This window comes from Ruegeria sp. I1 (genome assembly GCF_056532675.1).
Window position 1 is genome coordinate 1 of the sequence record NZ_JBQFNM010000017.1, and the last position, 16,731, is coordinate 16,731.

A 16,731-nucleotide genomic window follows, 5' to 3' on the forward strand; every position below is an offset into this window, starting at 1 on the left:
TACAAGCCTGTCACCGAACGTGGCGCTGTGGTCCATGCTGCCCGTCAGGCCCGCGCTGCGTTCCGCGAAATGCGCGAGCGCCTGGACATTGCGCGGGAGACCTACGGGGCCGAGCGGGATGCGGGGCAGGGGCGTGTATCTGCCGGTCTGGCCGCACTCAGGGCGGCGGCTGCAAAAGACCGCGAAGCGGGACGACCAGGGGAGGATTTCCGGGAGAGGCTGGCGCGGGTGGTTGGCCGGTCAGAGGACCGGGCCGACGCGCCGAAGCCGGAAGGCCGCAATTACACGCGAGACCGCTTGAAAGAGATCATGGAGAAAGACGCGGGCCGTGATGGCCAGGCGACGGTTCACAAGTTGGACGGTCACAGTGATCTGGAGCTTGGCGACGACAAGGGGCGCGAGGCGCGCAAGCCGTCTGTGAATGAGCGTCTGAAGGACGTGTTGAACAAGCCGCGCGAAAAGCTGGAGATCGAGGACGAGCGCGACCAGGAGAAGGATCAGGAAGTCGAGAACGAGCGCGAGATTGACAGGGAGATAGACCGTGACCCCGGCCTCAGCCACTGATCAGCCGCCAGTTTTCGACGGGATAGAGGAGGTGTGTTTTGACGCCTTTGGAACGCTGGTCGAGATTAAGGATAAACAGCAGGCGTTCCGACCGCTGTTCAAGGCTCTGACACCGGACAAGCGGCGCGAGCTGAAACACCGGCTTATGCGGGAAGACCGGCCCTTCACCGATTGGCCAAAGGCGCTTGGTGTCGAAGTTGATCCTTATGTTTTGCTTGATGTTTTGAACCGGCAGCTTGGCGAAATGCTATCGGTCGAGATGCGGCCTGACTTGGCGGATATTTGGGCGCGGCTGCGTGCCAGGGGGTTGCGCTTGGCCGTTTGTTCCAACCTTGCCAGCGACTACGTGCAGACCTTGCAAGGCAAATTGCCCGATCGTCCTGATGTTGAGGTGTTTTCGTGCAAGGTTGGCGCGATCAAACCGGAACCTGAAATCTACGCGAAGGTACTGGACGGTTTGTGTGTTGCACCGGACAGGGTGCTGTTTGTCGGCGATACGCCGCGCGCTGACATCGAAGGGCCGCGCGACGCGGGCATGAAAGCCATTCATGTGGACGAGCTGGTCGCAGTCATGTTTCCAGACTGATTTTCATCTTGCCATAAGTATCCTCGGGGGAATGCCCGAAGGGCAGGGGGCAGACAGCCCCTTGTCAGAAAGAAGGCTGTGTCCGCCCCTCAGCAAAGCCATCTTTCATAAGCGCATCGAGCATTGGACAGGCAACGCTACCGTCCTCGCAGTTCCTCGAAAGGCTTTGAAGCGCATCGCGGAGCCGTATGAGGTTGTCTATCTTGGCGTCGATATCAGCTAGATGGCTTTCAGCCAGATTCTTCACCTCACCACAAGATCGTACATCCTCAGCTGCAAAGGACAGGAATGTACGGATGATAGTGACCGGAAAGCCCAAATCTCGGCAGCGCCTAACGAAGCGTAGCCGCGCAATGTCATCTGCAGAGTAGAGTCTGCGCCCGCCCGACGATCTGCCCGGCTTTGGAACGATGCCTTCGCGCTCGTAATAACGGATCGTTTCTACGTTCACGCCACTTCGTTCAGACGCCTTCCCAATAGTGAACATTTCGCTTGCTCCTGTAGTGACTACAGGAAGTAGATATACATTATGGACGCAGTGGACACCCAAGAATCTGCCAGCAAAGAAGGCTTTGCGATGCGACTAGCTATGCCAGTCGCAACGTTGCTGGCCCTTTTGTCGGCCTCCTGTTGTGTGCTTCCGATTGGATTGTCGATCCTAGGGTTGGGCGGCGCATGGCTCACGATGCTTGGACCGTTCATCGCCTACCGCGTTTTCATACTAGCTGGGATTGCTGTCGCGCTAGCTTGGGCATGGTATCGCGTGTTGCGGGTGCATCCATGCACCTCACGCAGACGGTCTTCAATCATCTGGGTTAGCCTAGCATCAGTCGCCTTCCTGATCGCAGCATCATCACCACTTTGGGAGGCGTCCGCACAGCGGTTTATGTGGGATTTGTGGAGATCAACGCGATGAAGAGCAAACTTCTTGTCGTCGGACTAGCCGGAACTGTGTTGGCGGCATTGTGCTGCTTTACACCGCTCCTACCAGTGGTTCTGACCGCGCTTGGCATGACCGGCCTGCTTGGTGTCCTCTACAACGATGCAGTTTTGCTGCCGATGCTTGCAGGTTTTCTCATTCTGACGGGGTACGCGCTATGGCGACAGAAGAAGCAAAAATAGTTCTGGAATCCACTCTCACTTGCCCCTCATGCGGTCATGTTGAGACGGAGACGATGCCAACGGATGCCTGCCAGTGGTTCTATGAGTGCAAGGCTTGCAACACAGTCCTGAAGCCGCTCGAAGGAGACTGTTGCGTTTACTGTTCCTACGCGACGGTGCCGTGTCCGCCAATCCAAGAAGGCGAGTCCTGCTGCGCTTAGCTGATCTTTGCCGGTGTCAGAAACGGTTGAGTTTTGGCCAGTTAGTGTTCGTGGCGGCAAAGCTGATGATCGGCAAGCGAAGCTAGCACGTAGCAGTCTTCTGACACGCCTTCACCGTTGCAGCCCTTCGAAATACGAACCAGTTCCTTTTCCAGTGCCCTCAACCGCTTGATCTTGGCCCTGACATCGAAAAGTTGTGAGACGGCAATATCTGTCGCGGCTTGGCATGAACGATCTGGATGGCCTTGAAGCTCGATCAGTTCAGAGATCGCTTCAATCGAGAAGCCAAGATCGCGCGCGTGTTTAATGAAACTCAACCGTTCCAGCCCTGCCGCATCGTAGCGGCGTTGATTGCCTTCGGTCCGTTCAGGCTCTGAGAGCAAGCCCATTTCTTCATAGTAGCGGATGGTCGGAACCTTGACCTTTGTGCGCCTTGAAAGCTCCCCGATAGAAAACATCAAAATACCTCTTGAACCTCTAGTCACTAGAGACACTACACTATGCTCAAGACAGATTCAAAAGGGCTTTCCAATGTCGGGATGTTGCGGACATGACGCCAAGTTCGACGGCGTTTCGGATGACTACAAAAGGCGGCTCTGGGTCGTCATTGCACTGAACGCGACGATGTTTGTCGTTGAGATGACTGCCGGTCACTACGCGAAGTCGCAAGCGCTTCAAGCCGATGCCTTGGATTTTCTGGGGGACGCGCTGACCTACGGAATTTCGCTTGCAGTGATCGGGGCTTCGATCCGTGCGCGCACCAATGCAGCCTTGGCAAAGGGTCTGAGTTTGCTCCTGATGGGTCTGTGGGTGTTCGGTTCGACTGTCTACCGCATTTTCTATGTCGGCGTACCGGAAGCGGAGATCATGGGCATCGTCGGATTCTTTGCGCTGCTGACCAATCTTGCGAGCGTGCTTTTGCTGGTGCGCTACAAGGACGGTGATGCCAATGTCCGCTCGGTCTGGCTCTGTTCCCGCAATGACGCCATCGGCAATGTGGCCGTGATGTTCGCAGCCCTGGGCGTCTGGGGCACGGCAACCGGTTGGCCTGACCTGATCGTCGCATCCGTTATGGCAACTCTGTTCCTATCGTCTTCCTTCCAGATCGTTCGACAAGCATTGGCAGAACGTCGCGAAGCCACAACGCATAATCATGCCGAAGCATGATGGAAACGGGACTTTCAATCGTGGGGCTGGGGATCGCGCTGAGCACGCTTGCCGCGATCCTTTGGTCCATTGCGCGACCTTCACAACGGCTGTGGCCGCCCATCAGATATACGGCTCTGACGCCGATCTTGATCTGGGTACCTACCTTTGTGCTCTTCGGTGTTCTGATCGCGCTTGGTCTTTTGGGTTGGGGTGAACTGGCGTTTCCAAGATGGTTCCGCTTCGGAATTGGCATTCCGCTGATCGTGATCGGAAACATTGTGGTTTGGAGCGCAGTCGCAGGCTTTGGCATTCATAAGACTGGCGGAGCCGTTGGCACGTTGCAAACTGGCGGTCTCTATCGTTACTCGCGCAATCCTCAGTATGTAGCAGACATCGCAATGGTACTGGGATGGATGGCCCTCACAGCCGCGCCTATGGCGATTCTGGTAGGGTTTGCTGCAATCATCGTCTTGGCTGCTGCGCCGTTTTCTGAAGAGCCGTGGCTACGCTCGCAGTATGGTTCTGATTTCGACAAGTATGCTGCGCAGGTTCGACGCTATCTCTAGTTCGTGCCAATAACCCCATGACAATACCTGTGTGCCAAAAATGACCGTTTTTGGCCGACTGCCCCACCCCACCTAGAATCAAACGCTTAGCCCGGACAAAAACCCCTAGCAAAACCTTCTTGGTTTTGGCAGGTTTTTGTCCAAGCGCAACTCCTATGGGCGGCGCGTTCTGTAATGAGAGGGCCGGGCTTGTATAACCTATTTGTTTCCGCAAATGACGAGGCTTGGGATGGAGAGCCGTGGCAGATCGAGAGAAGCCGTTGTGTCCGCGAATATACCAGCGATGAAATACACGAACGTTACGGTTCCCTTGATGCGGTAGCCGTTGACCACTTGCGGCGGTTGCCATGCATCTTCGCTTACGAGTCATTCAATCAGATTGACCCGCATTTCGGCCTAATCCGCGACCTGACTGTCCGCCCTAGTGAAGTTCGGGTCGACTATGAACTACATCCGCTCAGTCACTTTCTGACAGCGACACAGCTTGAAGAGATGACCTTCGAGCTTGATATCGGAAAATGGGAGATGAACAGAACCCATTGGGCCGTGAAAGATGTGGATCTTCCAGCGGAGCTGAATCGAAAAGGGATTACTCTCCCCAGATGGGCTTCTCGTGCGGGACCACGGATCAGCCTAGCGGATCACCAGTTCGACGTGGCCCTGTCGTTCCCGGGCGAGGCGAGAGCGTATGTCGAGGAGGTTGCAAAAAATCTGGAACGACTTCTCGGCCCTGATCGGTACTTTTATGACAAGAACTATACCGGGCAACTCGCGCGACCATCACTCGATACATTTCTTCAGGCCATCTATCGAGACAGGTCACGCATGGTGGTGGTCTTCGCAGGCGGTGATTATCAGCTAAAAGACTGGTGCGGCATCGAGTTTCGAGCTGTGAGAGAGATTATCAACGCCCGTGAGCACGATAGGATCATGTTCGTGCGAATGGACGATGGCGAAGTCGAAGGCATCTTTGGACACGATGGCTATGTAGACGCTCGACACCACAGTGCTGCGGACGTGGCCGGGTTCATCGAGGACCGTATCGCGGTGCTGCCATGATCATCGGATATGCCCGTGTTAGCACTGACGAACAAAGCCTCGATTCACAAACCGACGCTCTTTCGGACGCCGGTGCCGAGAAGGTATTTTCTGACAGGGTCAGCGGATCAAAGCGCGCGCGGCCAGAGCTGGACAGAATGCTGGAGCAACTTCGCGTCGGCGATGTTGTGACTGTCACCAAATACGACCGCTTGGCTCGGTCTTTGAAAGACCTTCTTGAGATCGTGGAGGCGATCCGAGGGCGTGGTGCCGGTTTTCGATCTCTAGCTGAGGACATCGACACGACGACGCCGGCTGGCCGTCTAGTGTTCCATGTCTTTGCATCCATCGCCCAATTCGAGCGGGAGAGGATTTCAGAACGCACCAAGGAGGGTTTGGCTTCCGCTCGTAAGCGCGGCCGGATCGGCGGCAGGCCACCTGCTCTGTCGGCTGCGCAAAAGGACGAAGTGCGCCGTATGCGAGATGAGGAACACCGCAGTATCTTGGAGATCGCACGTCTGTTCAAAGTCAGTGAACGGACTGTCCGGCGCGCCTGACTAGAACAAAGAGAGTACATTGCCGACTGGCCGCGCACCATCTAGTATATGTGCGCCTAACACCCACAAAATAGGGAATCACGCATTGCGGGCATTACAGCATTACATCAAGCGCAAAGCCGCCACGAACCTACTGCATGCACCGAGGACAGCAACAGCACTGGGACGGCCTTTCAACACGCACGTCACTATCAATTTTTGGCAGCTTGGATGTGATGAAACCGACATCTTTGATGTCTTTGCCAAACTGAGAAACGAGCGATTTCAGCGCTGGTCGAGCTATGAGCCAGTAGGGGCCAAGATAACACGCAATGGCCCACCGACATATGCTTGGGTGATCGAGGCAGACAAAGGACTACATCACATCCACTGGATGGTTCACATCGCGCACGATCAGTTCATGCATTTCTCTGGCTCGCTCAGGAAATGGCTGGTCAAAATAAATGATGGCCAACCCATTCCAGACGATACTGTCATGATTCAACAAATTGATAACGCCGAAGGGCTGAAGAAGTACCTTGCAAAAGGTACAGAGCCGCATTTTGCGCGCTTCTGTAGCATCCGCCCACAAGACACTGGACCGGTGCATGGGCGCAAGAGCGGGGTAAGCCGAAACCTTGGTCCTGCGGAATGGGTGCCTCGCAAGGCAGCATGGAAAGCAGCACGGCGCAGGGCTGCGTGAGGACATGAGCTTCTTTGACGAAATCCCCGACGATAACGTCGAACGCGCTGAAATGATGGAAGGTATTCTAACATCAAGAGCAACGGGAGGTGCTGGCGATAACGGCATATACGTGCAGCTCCGACGTGACTTTATGGCCGATCCAAACACGCGGGATTTGCTACCAAAGTTCGTTCGCACATATCGCAACCTCGACGCATTCTGGCCGTTCATCAAGAACGAAGCGCCATCGTATGCCGAACGACGAGAGATCATCAGTCGTGCATTCACGCCTCTAATTGATCATCTTGAGAGGCGAAACACCGCGCCCGTGGACGCCGTGTCATCAGACATTCTTCAAAGCTTTGATGCCGAAGGCGTGCACACCGTTTGGACGAAAGCAATGGAGCGGCGAACATCAGACCCTGAAGGTGCTATAACCATCGCGCGGACGCTGCTAGAAACCGTAAGCAAACGCATTCTCGATGAATGCGGCCAAAGCTACTCTGACAAAGACGATTTGCCGAAGCTCTACGGCACAGCCGCGAAGGCGCTCAACCTTGCGCCAAACCAGCACACTGAAGAACCGATAAAAGCGATCTTGGGTGGTGCCATGAATCTCGTGAACGGCATCGGTACATTGAGAAATCGATTATCAGACTCCCATGGGCGTGGCGGTCGTTTGCCGGTTCGCCCCTCACCTCGTCACGCTAGCTTAGCCGTCAATACCGCTGGAGCCATCGCTACATTCCTCGTTGAAACCTTCAACGAGCGCCAAGAGTGACAGCGTCTATGGCTATCAGGTGTAACGACGAAATGGGTCACTGGCTCTGACAGCGGATCAGGCTAATCGCTCCTGATGGCTGGTTTGATAAAGCCCGCTGAGATGGCTGTGTTTCACCCGAAACTGGCTTCGCCGCTTGAGCACAGGAGCAGGCGTGTCTGCTTTTTCCATCTTGATCCCAGGATCATAGTACACCGCGCCTGAAGCCAGCGCCTGCAACAGAAGCAGGACATCCGTTCCCTCACAAAGCTCGACGCGTGAACCGTAGCTGTATTCCGGTGGCGGCGCACGCATCAGGGAGGGTACATAGACAGCCTTGGCATGTTTCCGGTTCCAGTGACCAATTACGCCTTTGAAACCCCACGAGGCAGCAACCACATCTGCTCTGTCGATCAGCACGATCTTCCCGTCCACATCTGTGATCTTGCCCTTATCAGGGTCGAATCCCTCCAAAACCAGTTTCAGACCTGTATCGGCGTGGAAATCCCGGCCACTGGCATAGACGCCCCCGAAATTTATCCGGCCTTCCTTGCCTGACTTGTCGGGGTAGCCATACCGGCGCAAGAAAGCCTCAACACCGTCATCCCGATACAGCCCGCCAGTCGGTTCCGGCGTCATCAACGTGACCGGACTTTTCGCAAGATACTTAACAAAATCCCGCACGCCGTACTGTTTGACCTCCCAGCCCAGATAGTCTGGTTCAGCATACCCATTTGGCGAGATGCCAAGTTCCGCCTCCAGGGTGTATCCACCGCCATTCCGGGCATTGTAGGGCGCAGCCACCCCGTTCTTGCCCATCTTTTGTGACGGCACCCAGCCTTTGGCGTGTATACGGCGCAAGGCATCGAGCAGCATCTGGCGGGAGCTTGCGCCCTTCTGCCGAAGCGATTGGAGATCAAGAAAGACCCCGGAGGCTTCCAGCGTGTCCACTTTGTCAGTCAGCGCTGCTGCTTCTGGCGTTTCCCCGCCGACAACATGACCGATAACCCGCCCGTCCGGGCAAACGCCGAAGAACAGAACCCGCCCTTCATCGCGTGAGCGCATCAGCGGTGCTGGCGCGCGCGCAGCGCCGCGCAGAAAGCCGGACATGCGCACTTCGGGATATTTGGGGTAGAGGATCAGCTGAGCATCCGGCGCAGGTGATATGCTCTGTTCATCCATCCACCAGAAATCCACCGGCGCTTTTGCACGATCCCGCACAGACCCTGCGACCTGACTGCCGTCTTCTTCGATCTCGCCATGCGGGATGATGTTCAGCGCACCAAACCCGCCGCCGAGATAAACTTGGTTCTTGGAGTTGTCATTCGGGGCGAGCTGCTTGGCGTAGAAACGCGTCGCTCCATGAGCTGCCATCTGATCGAGAATGCGAACAACAGGGTCAGTCAATCCATTGGCCTTCAACACAAAACTGCTTTGTGTCAGAGGACAGCCAGAGGGTCAGGGAGTCAATCACTTCAGGTAAAGGTCGTTTGCCGCGCCCTTTGAGGGCACATTCCCAAACGGTACCCACTCTCCAGCCCACGTCGAGAAGGAGGCCGACAGCCTCGCCATCACGCCGGGCATTGCCGTTGATCTTGTCACGCCAGAAATCCTGCCGGGTTTGCGGCCAGCGAAACAAAGGGCAGTCATGCCGATGCCAGAAACAACCATGCACGAAGATCACCGCATGATACTTTGGCAGAACAAGGTCAGGTCTGCCGGGAAGGCCCCTGCCCTGTAATCTGTAGCGAAACCCTTTGGCGTGCAGCCCGCGCCGGACCATCAGCTCGGGCTTTGTATCCTTCCCCCGGATCGCCGCCATGTTGCGGCGGCGGGCTTCAGTAGAATGGACGTCAACCAACCTTTTGCAGCCGGGGCTGATCCATCAGTTTCAGGACGTGCGGCTGCATTAGCCGGGCGACTTCCGTAAAGACCGGCACGGCCACAGAATTCCCAAACTGCTTGTAGGCCTGAGTATCCGAAACCGGAATCCGGAAACTGTCATCAAATCCCATCAGCCTTGCGCATTCGCGGGGTGTCAGGCGGCGGGGGTTTTTGCCTTTACCACGACTGACAAGGATTTCTGAGCCATCTTTGTAATAGCGTGCCGACAGCGTTCTCGCGATGCTGTCGCCATCAACGAGGCCATACCCAAACCCGTTGCCTTTAGCCCGGTGCTTGGCAGCGTAGTCCTGCAGGTACATCCAGAGCTTGTCTGAGAGTGTATACTTGTCGCTGACCTTCGCATCCCTTCCGACCGTGTAATGTCCCTCAGGGGCCTCTGTCCCGTTTTCTGGGTGCAGGATATCCCGCATCCCCCTGCCCTGCCGCCCCGGCAAATGCAGTTCTTCAAAGCTGAAGTCCGTGGCTTCCCGGAAGCCGACCATAACGATCCGTTCCCGGTGCTGTGGCACGAAGTTTGCCGCGTCGATGATCTGGGTATGCAGCGTGTACCCCAGATCCTCTGTCAAAGCGCGCTGGATCACTTCAAACGTCCGGCCCTTGTCATGGCTTTTAAGATTCTTGACGTTTTCCAGCATGAAGGCTGCCGGGCGATGGTGCATCAGGATGCGCAGCACATCGAAAAACAACGTGCCCTGGGTTTCATCGAGGAAGCCATGCGCGCGTCCGAGCGCGTTCTTCTTGGAGACACCAGCGATCGAGAACGGCTGGCACGGAAACCCGGCCACAAGGACATCATGATCAGGGATATCTTCGGGATCGACTTCGCGGATATCTCCCTTGATGGGGCGATTGTCCGGGAAGTTGGCGTGATAGGTCTGTTGGGCGAAACGGTCCCATTCTGATGTGAAGACACAACGACCCCCTGCCCCTTCCATGGCTCTGCGTAAGCCACCGATCCCCGCAAAGAGATCAATGAAAGAGAATGAAGAGTTACTGTCATGGCGTTGTCTTGATCGCACTTCCATCCGAAGCAGTTTCATTACAGCTTCGCGCGGCACTTCCTCACCCCGCTTCCAGCGATAGAGATGGCCTTCGGAATATCCCAGAGCTTTGGCGGCTTCAGGCATGGACCAGCCGCTCTGCGTCAGCAGCATCTCAAATTCTGTCATGTCAGGTCAGTTCCGCTCTGTCTTTATCTGGGAATTTTTCTGACACTCTGGCGTTAAGATTCCCTAAAAGCAAGAACATTTGGGGAAAACGTGAGCGAGAAAGCGGTTAGCCGCGATAAGCTGCCCACATCCGCTCTATGAGTTGTCCCTGTGTGATCCCAAGTGCTTCGGCCTCAGAGGTTATTGCTTCGCCCACTTCCGGCAGAACTTTGGGATGTAGCTGGTGCGTGCGTGGGCTTGGTTTGCGGCCCGGTTTCTTCCGCGGAGTTCGGTCAAGGAAGCCCCTCGCCTCCCCCACTTCATCGACACGTCGAACCTGTTCGACGGATGTATCTTTTGGGCGCGCTTTGAGACCTGCGAGCCTATTTGAGCCGTTCATAGACCGCCTCCGTGAAAGCTTGAGCGTTGATCAGTGCCTTATCCACTTTTCCGCCCGTGACCATTTCAGGGTCATTCATCATTGCAGTCAGATCACTGCCATATGCGAAGAGTTCGGAAAACGCTGCGCGGGCCACGAGTGACGGTTCAATCACGTCGATCCCTGCCCCACTAAGTTGTCCTTCCAGCTCCTTCTGAACGCGGCTCTTTACGGCTGCGCTGGTCTTGGTCAGCACCACAGCATGCCGGATCGACCGCCCAAGCGCTTCCTCCTCTTCGCGAACAAGAGCCAGTGCTTCTGAGCCAATCTCTGCGTCGAGCGCTGTCGGTTGCATCGGGACGATCACCAGGTCCGCCTGGGAGATGGCACGGCTGACGAGCTGGGACGCAACGCCTTCCAGGTCCACAATGACGATCTTGCCGTCTCCATCGGCGCGCCGGATGGTCGGAACGATCTCCGACCGACCAACATCGCTCTTCAGGGTCACACCGGAAGGTGCACCATGAGATGCCCACCGGGTAAGAGACTTGTTCGGGTCACAGTCAAGCACCGTGACATCCGCGCCCATACGGGCGAACTCAGACGCCAAAAGAACGGCGCATGTTGATTTTCCAACCCCGCCTTTGGGGCTTGCCATGACGATGACGGGCATTGCTCGATCCTGCCATTTTCTTATTACCGGTTTTATATCTCACACCGGAATTAAATCCAACACCTGAATTAAATCTATTACCGGTTTTATTTCCATTACCGGTTTTTAATCTCAAGGCCTGCCTCGCTTCTCGAACCACTTTCGGCAGAACCCAATGAAAGCGCGGTCGGCATTGCGGGGCGGCTCAACACACCAGTCGCGCCACTCACGCTCCAGGAAACGAACGTCCCAACCCGGTGCTGCATGGCGCGCTTCTTCGTAGGTGTCGGACTGCAGCGGTGGAATACTGCCTTCAACAAGCTGGGCAGGGGACATTGTGCCGCGATTAGTGAACACCACCATGTCAGCTTCATCTTCAAAGGTAACATGGTAATCCGGCAAATGGTCATGTTCTGCGAGTTGCCGGATCATCTGCCGAAAGCGCTTCTGTGGGCTTTGCGACCCAGTCTTAAGCAGCAACTTAGCCAGCGTGATGCGCCAAGTTTTCTGCTGCCCGCAATGCTTCCGGGCGATCTCGTACACCCGTCTTTCAATAGGCTTGCGCAGGCGGAAGTAGTCCCGGTGGAGGGTCAGGACCTCTTCATTCCGAATTGCGTTGAAAACCCAGTCTGACAGCTTCACTTCACACCATAAGAGACGCCCGTCCAAACCGTGCTTTCGGCGGATCGAGGAAGCGTCAATCAGGCCAAAGCCATCGACTTGCTCTTCATCGCCAGTGACAATGTTTGTCCTGATCCGCGTCCCTTCGAGGCGATCAAGGGCATCGAGCAGGGACTGGTATTCCCGTCCACTTGTGCCCCGATTGGTGAAGATAAGCAGCTCTCTGGAGTTGATCCGGACACGGGGCGATACGGCTTCGCCTTCCTTCAGCTTTGCCATGATCTGACTGATGCAGTAGATCAGAATATCCTTGTCATAGATCGTCGCCAGACCCTTTACGCTCGGCGTGATCTGAAGCCATTTGTCGCCATTCTCATAGCGCTTAATCGTCGTCTCTGGCTTTTTTGAGAGTGAGTAGAACGGGTGCTCCATGTGCTGCATCACGTCCTTCAGGACAGCATCAGCGACATCACAGATGAACAGATCATGCTGCGGATGACGATCCGGCAGGAGCGGAGTGAGAGCATTCGTGTTATCAGTTACCATGAGTCGACATTCGTGGTTTTAGTTACCGCAGTCAAGATTCGTGTTATCAGTTACCGAAAGCAGGATTTCAGTTACCAAGATTCGTGTTATCAGTTACCAGCCTGCAGGGAAATTTCATATTTTTCAAATCTCTACACGGATTTTGGAGACGCGTAACACAGATTCTAACACATATATAACACCCACCTTCGCAGCCAGGCTTGTCCAGAACGAGCAAAACCCAGCTCACTCCCGATAGAACGCGCAGACATCCGTGTTGCTGGATGTAGTGGTCCAGACACCGCCGAGGACACCGCATGAGGCACCGTAGCTGGCTAAGAAACGAGGAAGCGTCACCGTCATCGCTAGAGCCAAAACGACAGCACCCAGACCAAACAATGGGAGACGGCTTTTGAACTGATCCAGCTTTTGTTCACGTTCCCAAAGCTGGCGTTGTGCATCTGTCCGATCCTGATCAGCTTTACTGAGAACCTCGCGGGTGTAGCTGGACGCCTTGAGCAGATCACTGGCCGTCTGTCTGATGTCCTTCATTCGTTCTTCGAGACGCTCATCAATCACTTCAACCGCATATTCCGCATATTGGTCAGGGTCGGTCTGATCTTGGGTGGCCTTTGCAGCCCGCCGTGCTTCATTTGCCGCTGTCGTCGCATGATTGACTGCTTTGGTCTGTTCCTGAACGTAGTCGTTCATGTCCAGGACAAGGTTGCCAAGACGTTCAAGTGTCTCGCGCAACTCACCATCAGAGAGCGGGGCAGGGGAGGCGGCGTTGTCAGACATGGCGGGTCACTTTCAAATCAATGGTCCTGCGGCTGGAACAGCCCCTTGAACTCGGGATCAGCGTAGAAGCGCAGCTTTTGCGCCAGTGCAGAGGGCTGGCCCTGTATGCGCAGAAGCTGGATGTGGGGCGGCATTTGCATGATTTCATCGGGGGTCAGCAGATCGCGGCCCGTGAGGTGGTTGGAGAAGCTGGGACCGTCGCCGGGCTTGAAGCTGTCGGTCTGAAAGCCCGTGGTTTCCTGTCCGATCATCTGGCTCAGCCATTTCGCCGTCTCGAAATCATTCACCCCGAAGACCTGTTGCACCCCGGCATTGGCGATGAAGGTGTTTGCCCGGTCGCCATAAAGGTCTTTGAGCTGACTCATGTCCTGCAAGATCGGCCAGAGCTGCAACCCGTAGCCCGCCATCAGCCCCATAGCACGCTCTACCGCCTCCAGACGGCCCAGGGCAGCAAATTCGTCCAGAAGGAACAGCGTGGGCGTGGAGAGCCGCTGAGAGGCGTTTTGAGCGCCTGTGGTGGCTGTCGGGGCCGCTGCCGGTGTCGCTGACACCTCAGCGTCCCGTGCGATGTCCTGAAGGGCCTGAGAGACCAGAAGGCGCAGCCAGCGGCTGTAGGCGTCCATCCGGTTGGGTGGCAGCACCAGAAACACTGAGGTGATCTGGCGGCGCAGGTCGGAGAAAGCGAAGTCAGAGCGCGCCAGGCATCGGGCGATCCTCGGGCTGTCCAGGAAATGCGTGTGTCGCTGCGCGTTCGACAGGACCGAGGCGGCTTCCCTGTCCGCCTTGCCGAGGAAGCGATTGGCGGCGCGGGCAATCAACCCGCCCGCTTCATCACTCTCCTGCATCAGCTCCAGCAACGCCTTCAGCCGATCCGGGGGCAGGGTGAGGTATTCCCGTACAGTGGCTAATGACCGGCGGTCCCGGTCCTCGTGACAGACGCAGAACATGATCAGCCCGCCGAGGATGGCTTTCGCCTCCTCGTTCCAGTGCGCTTCCGTCACCTGTCCCGGCGGGTCCATCACCAGCGCCTCTGTCAGGGAGGCAGCATCCTCGCCCAAATCGAGGCTGTCGGGCGTCAACCGGTCGACCGGGTTGTAGCAAGCCGAAGGGTGGCCGCTGACTTCAAACGGATCGAGGACATGGACCGTGCCAAAGCGTTGCCGGGCCGCGCCCGCGATCCGCGCGTTCTCGCCCTTGGGGTCGATGACCAGGACGGAGCGATCCACTGCCAGCAGGTTCGGGATCACCGTACCGACGCCCTTGCCCGCCCGTGTCGGGGCGAGGGTGATCAGATGGGCAGGTCCGTCATAGCGCAGGAGCCGTCCGGTGCCGGGATTGCGTCCGATCAGCAGGCCGTCACCGCCCTGGTGTTTCTTCAGCTCCTTGCGGCTGGCGAAGCGGGCAGAGCCGTGACTGTTGCCGGTCAGCCCGAAGAAGTCATCGGCCCCAGAGACCATGCGCCAGTATTGAAATCCGAAGACAGCGCCAATGAATGTGGGCGGCAGAATGATCGCCCATTCCCAGGCAGATTGACCAAGCGGAGGGCCAAAGGCTGAGAGCGCGACGACACCCCCAATCAGGAAGCCGACCATCGCACCGAATGCTGTGCGCCCGATCATCCATCCGAGCAAAACGGGTGTCGCGATCAGGCGATAGAAGAACCGGGCCAGTCCACCCATGAAGAGCATGACAGATCGCATCAAGCGGACCCGGCAGGATCAGAGGGCAGGGCAGGGGAGCCACCCTCACCAGCAGCGGACGCGCCATCTCCGCCAGACCCCGCACCGTCCCATTCCGCAAACGCCTTCCGGTCCTGATCACGGGAGAGGTTCCGCACCAGCCGTTCCACCATCGCGGCGGCCCCGCTATCCCGTTCCGCCAGATCGAGCAACGCACCTCCAAGGATCACCTTGCGCCTCGTGTCGAGCTTGCGCTTTCGCGTGGCTTCCCGGTTGCGCAATCCCTGAAGACGGGCCTTGGCCTGGGCATAGCGTTTCTCAGCACGTTCAAGCTCAGTCTCGGCCAAATCGGGGTTCCGTCTTTTAAAAGGGCAGGTGGCAACGTATCTCTTGCAACAACCAGCGATAGCGCTTACCCGTAGGCCTGTAAAGGACAAGGGCGCACTTATGCAAACTCTCCACCTGCGGTTTCGAGATTTGCGTGCGATCTTCTTGAGGCAGGGCCTCAGCCGATGGCGAACTCCGTCCGACGCGATGCGCGCCGGAATGGGAGCGGCCTTCGCCCTCCCAAACCCTCCAGAACCAACCTGCGCGGTTGGATGGCGTCCCGCATCACGACACCCTGACGGCATCCCGTGCCCCGTGGCCAGGGCTGGATTGCCGGGGGTGCCGCGCTTGCGGGCTGCGCGGAATGACAATCACGGGCTTGTCTTTCCTTACCGGGTTTGCCGGTGGCAAACCGCCAGTGAATTGTCCCCATATCCCGCCCCCCATGAGGCTGGGGATTTGGGGGCAACTCACTGGCAAGCCCGCGCCTCAGAGAGCCGTTGGCTCGCTTCGGACGGGCTGTCTTTTCCCCTCCGGCCCCAGCGTTATGGGGCGCGGGCCTACGGGGAAAAGACGGCTGACCCGATGGCCCAAGTCGAGACATGGGCCGGGGTCAGCAGCGCGCGATATGACCGTCCACATCACAGGACGAGGTAGGGCGCATGGCCAGCTTCCACCTCTCTGTGAAGACGATCAAACGCAGCGCCGGTCGCTCTGCCACGGCGGCGGCAGCCTATCGTGTCGGGGAGCGCATCGAATGTCAGCGTGAGGGTCGTGTCCATGATTACACCCGCAAGCAGGGCATCAAGGAGACCTTCATCGTCACCCCGGACAATGCCCCGGCCTGGGCGCAGGATCGCTCGAAACTCTGGAACGAGGTCGAGGCCAGCGAGACCCGCCGCAACTCCGTTACCGCCCGCGAGTGGGAGCTGGCCCTGCCGTCCGAGATCAGCGATGAAGACCGCTCACAGATCACCCGCCAGTTTGCCGAAGAGCTGGTCAATCGCTACGGCGTGGCCGTCGATGTTGCGATCCATGAACCGCACCGTGAGGGCGATCAGCGCAACCATCACGCCCACGTTCTGACGTCTACCCGAAAGCTGGAAGCGGACGGGTTCACGGCCAAGACGCGCGTTCTCGATTCCGCCAAGACCGGTGGTGTCGAGATTGAGCAGATGCGCGGGCTTTGGGCCGAGTTGCAAAACCGCGCGCTGGAGCGGGCAGGGGAGGCCGAGCGTGTGGATCACCGGTCGCTCGAAGCGCAGCGCGAGGCTGCGCTGGAGCGCGGTGATCAACTCTCTGCCGAGGAACTGGACCGCGACCCCGAGCTGAAGCTGGGGCCAGCGGCCAATTCCATGGAACGCCGGGCCAAGGCGATGGCCGAGCGGGAGGGCCGGGAATACAAGCCTGTCACCGAACGTGGCGCTGTGGTCCATGCTGCCCGTCAGGCCCGCGCTGCGTTCCGCGAAATGCGCGAGCGCCTGGACATTG

20 protein-coding genes and 1 pseudogene are annotated in these 16,731 nt (G+C 57.3%); 11 read left to right on the plus strand and 10 right to left on the minus strand.

Annotation, left to right across the window (positions count from 1 at the left end; all coding sequences use genetic code 11):
• Both ACR0DH_RS19760 and ACR0DH_RS19765 read left to right on the plus strand, forming a co-directional pair.
• Positions 1-564 (plus strand): annotated as a pseudogene (locus ACR0DH_RS19760) (MobQ family relaxase); the annotation flags it as partial.
• Positions 542-1,150, plus strand: coding sequence for an HAD family hydrolase (locus ACR0DH_RS19765; protein WP_480852920.1), 609 nt, complete (start codon positions 542-544; stop codon positions 1,148-1,150). The pseudogene ACR0DH_RS19760 and the gene ACR0DH_RS19765, both read left to right, overlap by 23 nt.
• A gap of 64 nt (positions 1,151-1,214) precedes the next feature.
• On the opposite strand, the gene ACR0DH_RS19770 is transcribed toward ACR0DH_RS19765, so the two are convergent.
• A complete protein-coding gene (locus ACR0DH_RS19770) occupies positions 1,215-1,637 on the minus strand; it encodes a MerR family transcriptional regulator (protein ID WP_480852922.1) in 423 nt (140 codons plus the stop codon).
• Between the two features lie 425 nt (positions 1,638-2,062).
• Here ACR0DH_RS19770 and merF point away from each other — a divergent pair, with 425 nt between their 5' ends.
• Positions 2,063-2,272, plus strand: a complete 210-nt coding sequence (gene merF, locus ACR0DH_RS19775; RefSeq protein ID WP_480852924.1) for a mercury resistance system transport protein MerF — start codon at positions 2,063-2,065, stop codon at positions 2,270-2,272.
• Entirely contained in the window at positions 2,248-2,472 is a 225-nt protein-coding gene (locus ACR0DH_RS19780) for a GDCCVxC domain-containing (seleno)protein (protein ID WP_480852926.1), read from the plus strand. Before merF ends, ACR0DH_RS19780 begins: the two co-directional genes overlap by 25 nt.
• A gap of 41 nt (positions 2,473-2,513) precedes the next feature.
• Here the strand turns inward: ACR0DH_RS19780 and ACR0DH_RS19785 are convergent, their stop codons facing one another.
• Positions 2,514-2,930 carry a MerR family transcriptional regulator gene (locus tag ACR0DH_RS19785; RefSeq protein ID WP_480852928.1) on the minus strand — a complete coding sequence of 139 codons (417 nt, stop codon included), beginning with the start codon at positions 2,928-2,930 and terminating at the stop codon, positions 2,514-2,516.
• A gap of 73 nt (positions 2,931-3,003) precedes the next feature.
• Here ACR0DH_RS19785 and ACR0DH_RS19790 point away from each other — a divergent pair, with 73 nt between their 5' ends.
• From ACR0DH_RS19790 to ACR0DH_RS19815, 6 genes are all read left to right on the plus strand, one after another.
• Positions 3,004-3,639 (plus strand): cation efflux transmembrane domain-containing protein, encoded by a 636-nt coding sequence (locus ACR0DH_RS19790; RefSeq protein WP_480852890.1) that lies wholly within the window; start codon positions 3,004-3,006, stop codon positions 3,637-3,639.
• A complete protein-coding gene (locus tag ACR0DH_RS19795) occupies positions 3,636-4,187 on the plus strand; it encodes a methyltransferase family protein (RefSeq protein ID WP_480852892.1) in 552 nt (183 codons plus the stop codon). Before ACR0DH_RS19790 ends, ACR0DH_RS19795 begins: the two co-directional genes overlap by 4 nt.
• A gap of 189 nt (positions 4,188-4,376) precedes the next feature.
• Positions 4,377-5,246, plus strand: coding sequence for a TIR domain-containing protein (locus ACR0DH_RS19800; RefSeq protein WP_480852893.1), 870 nt, complete (start codon positions 4,377-4,379; stop codon positions 5,244-5,246).
• The gene (locus ACR0DH_RS19805) at positions 5,243-5,782 is read left to right on the plus strand and encodes a recombinase family protein (protein ID WP_480852895.1); all 540 of its coding nucleotides are present in this window, start codon (positions 5,243-5,245) and stop codon (positions 5,780-5,782) included. Before ACR0DH_RS19800 ends, ACR0DH_RS19805 begins: the two co-directional genes overlap by 4 nt.
• A gap of 85 nt (positions 5,783-5,867) precedes the next feature.
• The gene (locus ACR0DH_RS19810) at positions 5,868-6,464 is read left to right on the plus strand and encodes a hypothetical protein (protein ID WP_480852897.1); all 597 of its coding nucleotides are present in this window, start codon (positions 5,868-5,870) and stop codon (positions 6,462-6,464) included.
• A gap of 4 nt (positions 6,465-6,468) precedes the next feature.
• On the plus strand, positions 6,469-7,227 hold the full coding sequence (locus tag ACR0DH_RS19815; protein WP_480852899.1) for an abortive infection family protein: 759 nt from the start codon (positions 6,469-6,471) through the stop codon (positions 7,225-7,227).
• A gap of 57 nt (positions 7,228-7,284) precedes the next feature.
• Here ACR0DH_RS19815 and ACR0DH_RS19820 read toward each other — a convergent pair whose 3' ends face one another.
• From ACR0DH_RS19820 to ACR0DH_RS19855, 8 genes are all read right to left on the minus strand, one after another.
• Positions 7,285-8,613, minus strand: coding sequence for an MvaI/BcnI family restriction endonuclease (locus ACR0DH_RS19820; protein ID WP_480852901.1), 1,329 nt, complete (start codon positions 8,611-8,613; stop codon positions 7,285-7,287).
• A complete protein-coding gene (locus tag ACR0DH_RS19825; RefSeq protein ID WP_480852903.1) occupies positions 8,606-9,067 on the minus strand; it encodes a very short patch repair endonuclease in 462 nt (153 codons plus the stop codon). Before ACR0DH_RS19825 ends, ACR0DH_RS19820 begins: the two co-directional genes overlap by 8 nt.
• Entirely contained in the window at positions 9,060-10,280 is a 1,221-nt protein-coding gene (gene dcm, locus ACR0DH_RS19830; protein WP_480852905.1) for a DNA (cytosine-5-)-methyltransferase, read from the minus strand. Before dcm ends, ACR0DH_RS19825 begins: the two co-directional genes overlap by 8 nt.
• Before the next feature lie 362 nt (positions 10,281-10,642).
• A complete protein-coding gene (locus ACR0DH_RS19835) occupies positions 10,643-11,311 on the minus strand; it encodes a ParA family protein (protein ID WP_480852908.1) in 669 nt (222 codons plus the stop codon).
• A gap of 111 nt (positions 11,312-11,422) precedes the next feature.
• Entirely contained in the window at positions 11,423-12,457 is a 1,035-nt protein-coding gene (locus ACR0DH_RS19840) for a replication initiator protein A (RefSeq protein ID WP_480852910.1), read from the minus strand.
• A gap of 225 nt (positions 12,458-12,682) precedes the next feature.
• Entirely contained in the window at positions 12,683-13,234 is a 552-nt protein-coding gene (locus tag ACR0DH_RS19845) for a hypothetical protein (RefSeq protein ID WP_480852912.1), read from the minus strand.
• A gap of 17 nt (positions 13,235-13,251) precedes the next feature.
• Positions 13,252-14,934, minus strand: a complete 1,683-nt coding sequence (locus tag ACR0DH_RS19850) for a type IV secretory system conjugative DNA transfer family protein (RefSeq protein ID WP_480885029.1) — start codon at positions 14,932-14,934, stop codon at positions 13,252-13,254.
• Positions 14,934-15,260, minus strand: a complete 327-nt coding sequence (locus ACR0DH_RS19855; protein ID WP_480852916.1) for a mobilization protein — start codon at positions 15,258-15,260, stop codon at positions 14,934-14,936. The genes ACR0DH_RS19850 and ACR0DH_RS19855 overlap by 1 nt, the downstream gene beginning before the upstream one ends.
• Positions 15,261-15,902: 642 nt before the next feature.
• Between ACR0DH_RS19855 and mobQ the strand changes: the two genes are divergently transcribed.
• Positions 15,903-16,731 (plus strand): MobQ family relaxase (gene mobQ / locus ACR0DH_RS19860; protein ID WP_480885031.1); only part of this gene is annotated, 829 nt, incomplete at its 3' end.

Coding starts and splice junctions, on each gene's coding strand:
- ACR0DH_RS19770 (WP_480852922.1), bottom strand. CDS start 1,637: ATGTTCACTATTGGGAAGGCGTCTGAACGAAGTGGCGTGAACGTAGAA.
- merF (WP_480852924.1), top strand. CDS start 2,063: ATGAAGAGCAAACTTCTTGTCGTCGGACTAGCCGGAACTGTGTTGGCG.
- ACR0DH_RS19780 (WP_480852926.1), top strand. CDS start 2,248: ATGGCGACAGAAGAAGCAAAAATAGTTCTGGAATCCACTCTCACTTGC.
- ACR0DH_RS19785 (WP_480852928.1), bottom strand. CDS start 2,930: ATGTTTTCTATCGGGGAGCTTTCAAGGCGCACAAAGGTCAAGGTTCCG.
- ACR0DH_RS19790 (WP_480852890.1), top strand. CDS start 3,004: ATGTCGGGATGTTGCGGACATGACGCCAAGTTCGACGGCGTTTCGGAT.
- ACR0DH_RS19795 (WP_480852892.1), top strand. CDS start 3,636: ATGATGGAAACGGGACTTTCAATCGTGGGGCTGGGGATCGCGCTGAGC.
- ACR0DH_RS19805 (WP_480852895.1), top strand. CDS start 5,243: ATGATCATCGGATATGCCCGTGTTAGCACTGACGAACAAAGCCTCGAT.
- ACR0DH_RS19815 (WP_480852899.1), top strand. CDS start 6,469: ATGAGCTTCTTTGACGAAATCCCCGACGATAACGTCGAACGCGCTGAA.
- dcm (WP_480852905.1), bottom strand. CDS start 10,280: ATGACAGAATTTGAGATGCTGCTGACGCAGAGCGGCTGGTCCATGCCT.
- ACR0DH_RS19835 (WP_480852908.1), bottom strand. CDS start 11,311: ATGCCCGTCATCGTCATGGCAAGCCCCAAAGGCGGGGTTGGAAAATCA.
- ACR0DH_RS19840 (WP_480852910.1), bottom strand. CDS start 12,457: ATGGTAACTGATAACACGAATGCTCTCACTCCGCTCCTGCCGGATCGT.
- ACR0DH_RS19845 (WP_480852912.1), bottom strand. CDS start 13,234: ATGTCTGACAACGCCGCCTCCCCTGCCCCGCTCTCTGATGGTGAGTTG.
- ACR0DH_RS19850 (WP_480885029.1), bottom strand. CDS start 14,934: ATGCGATCTGTCATGCTCTTCATGGGTGGACTGGCCCGGTTCTTCTAT.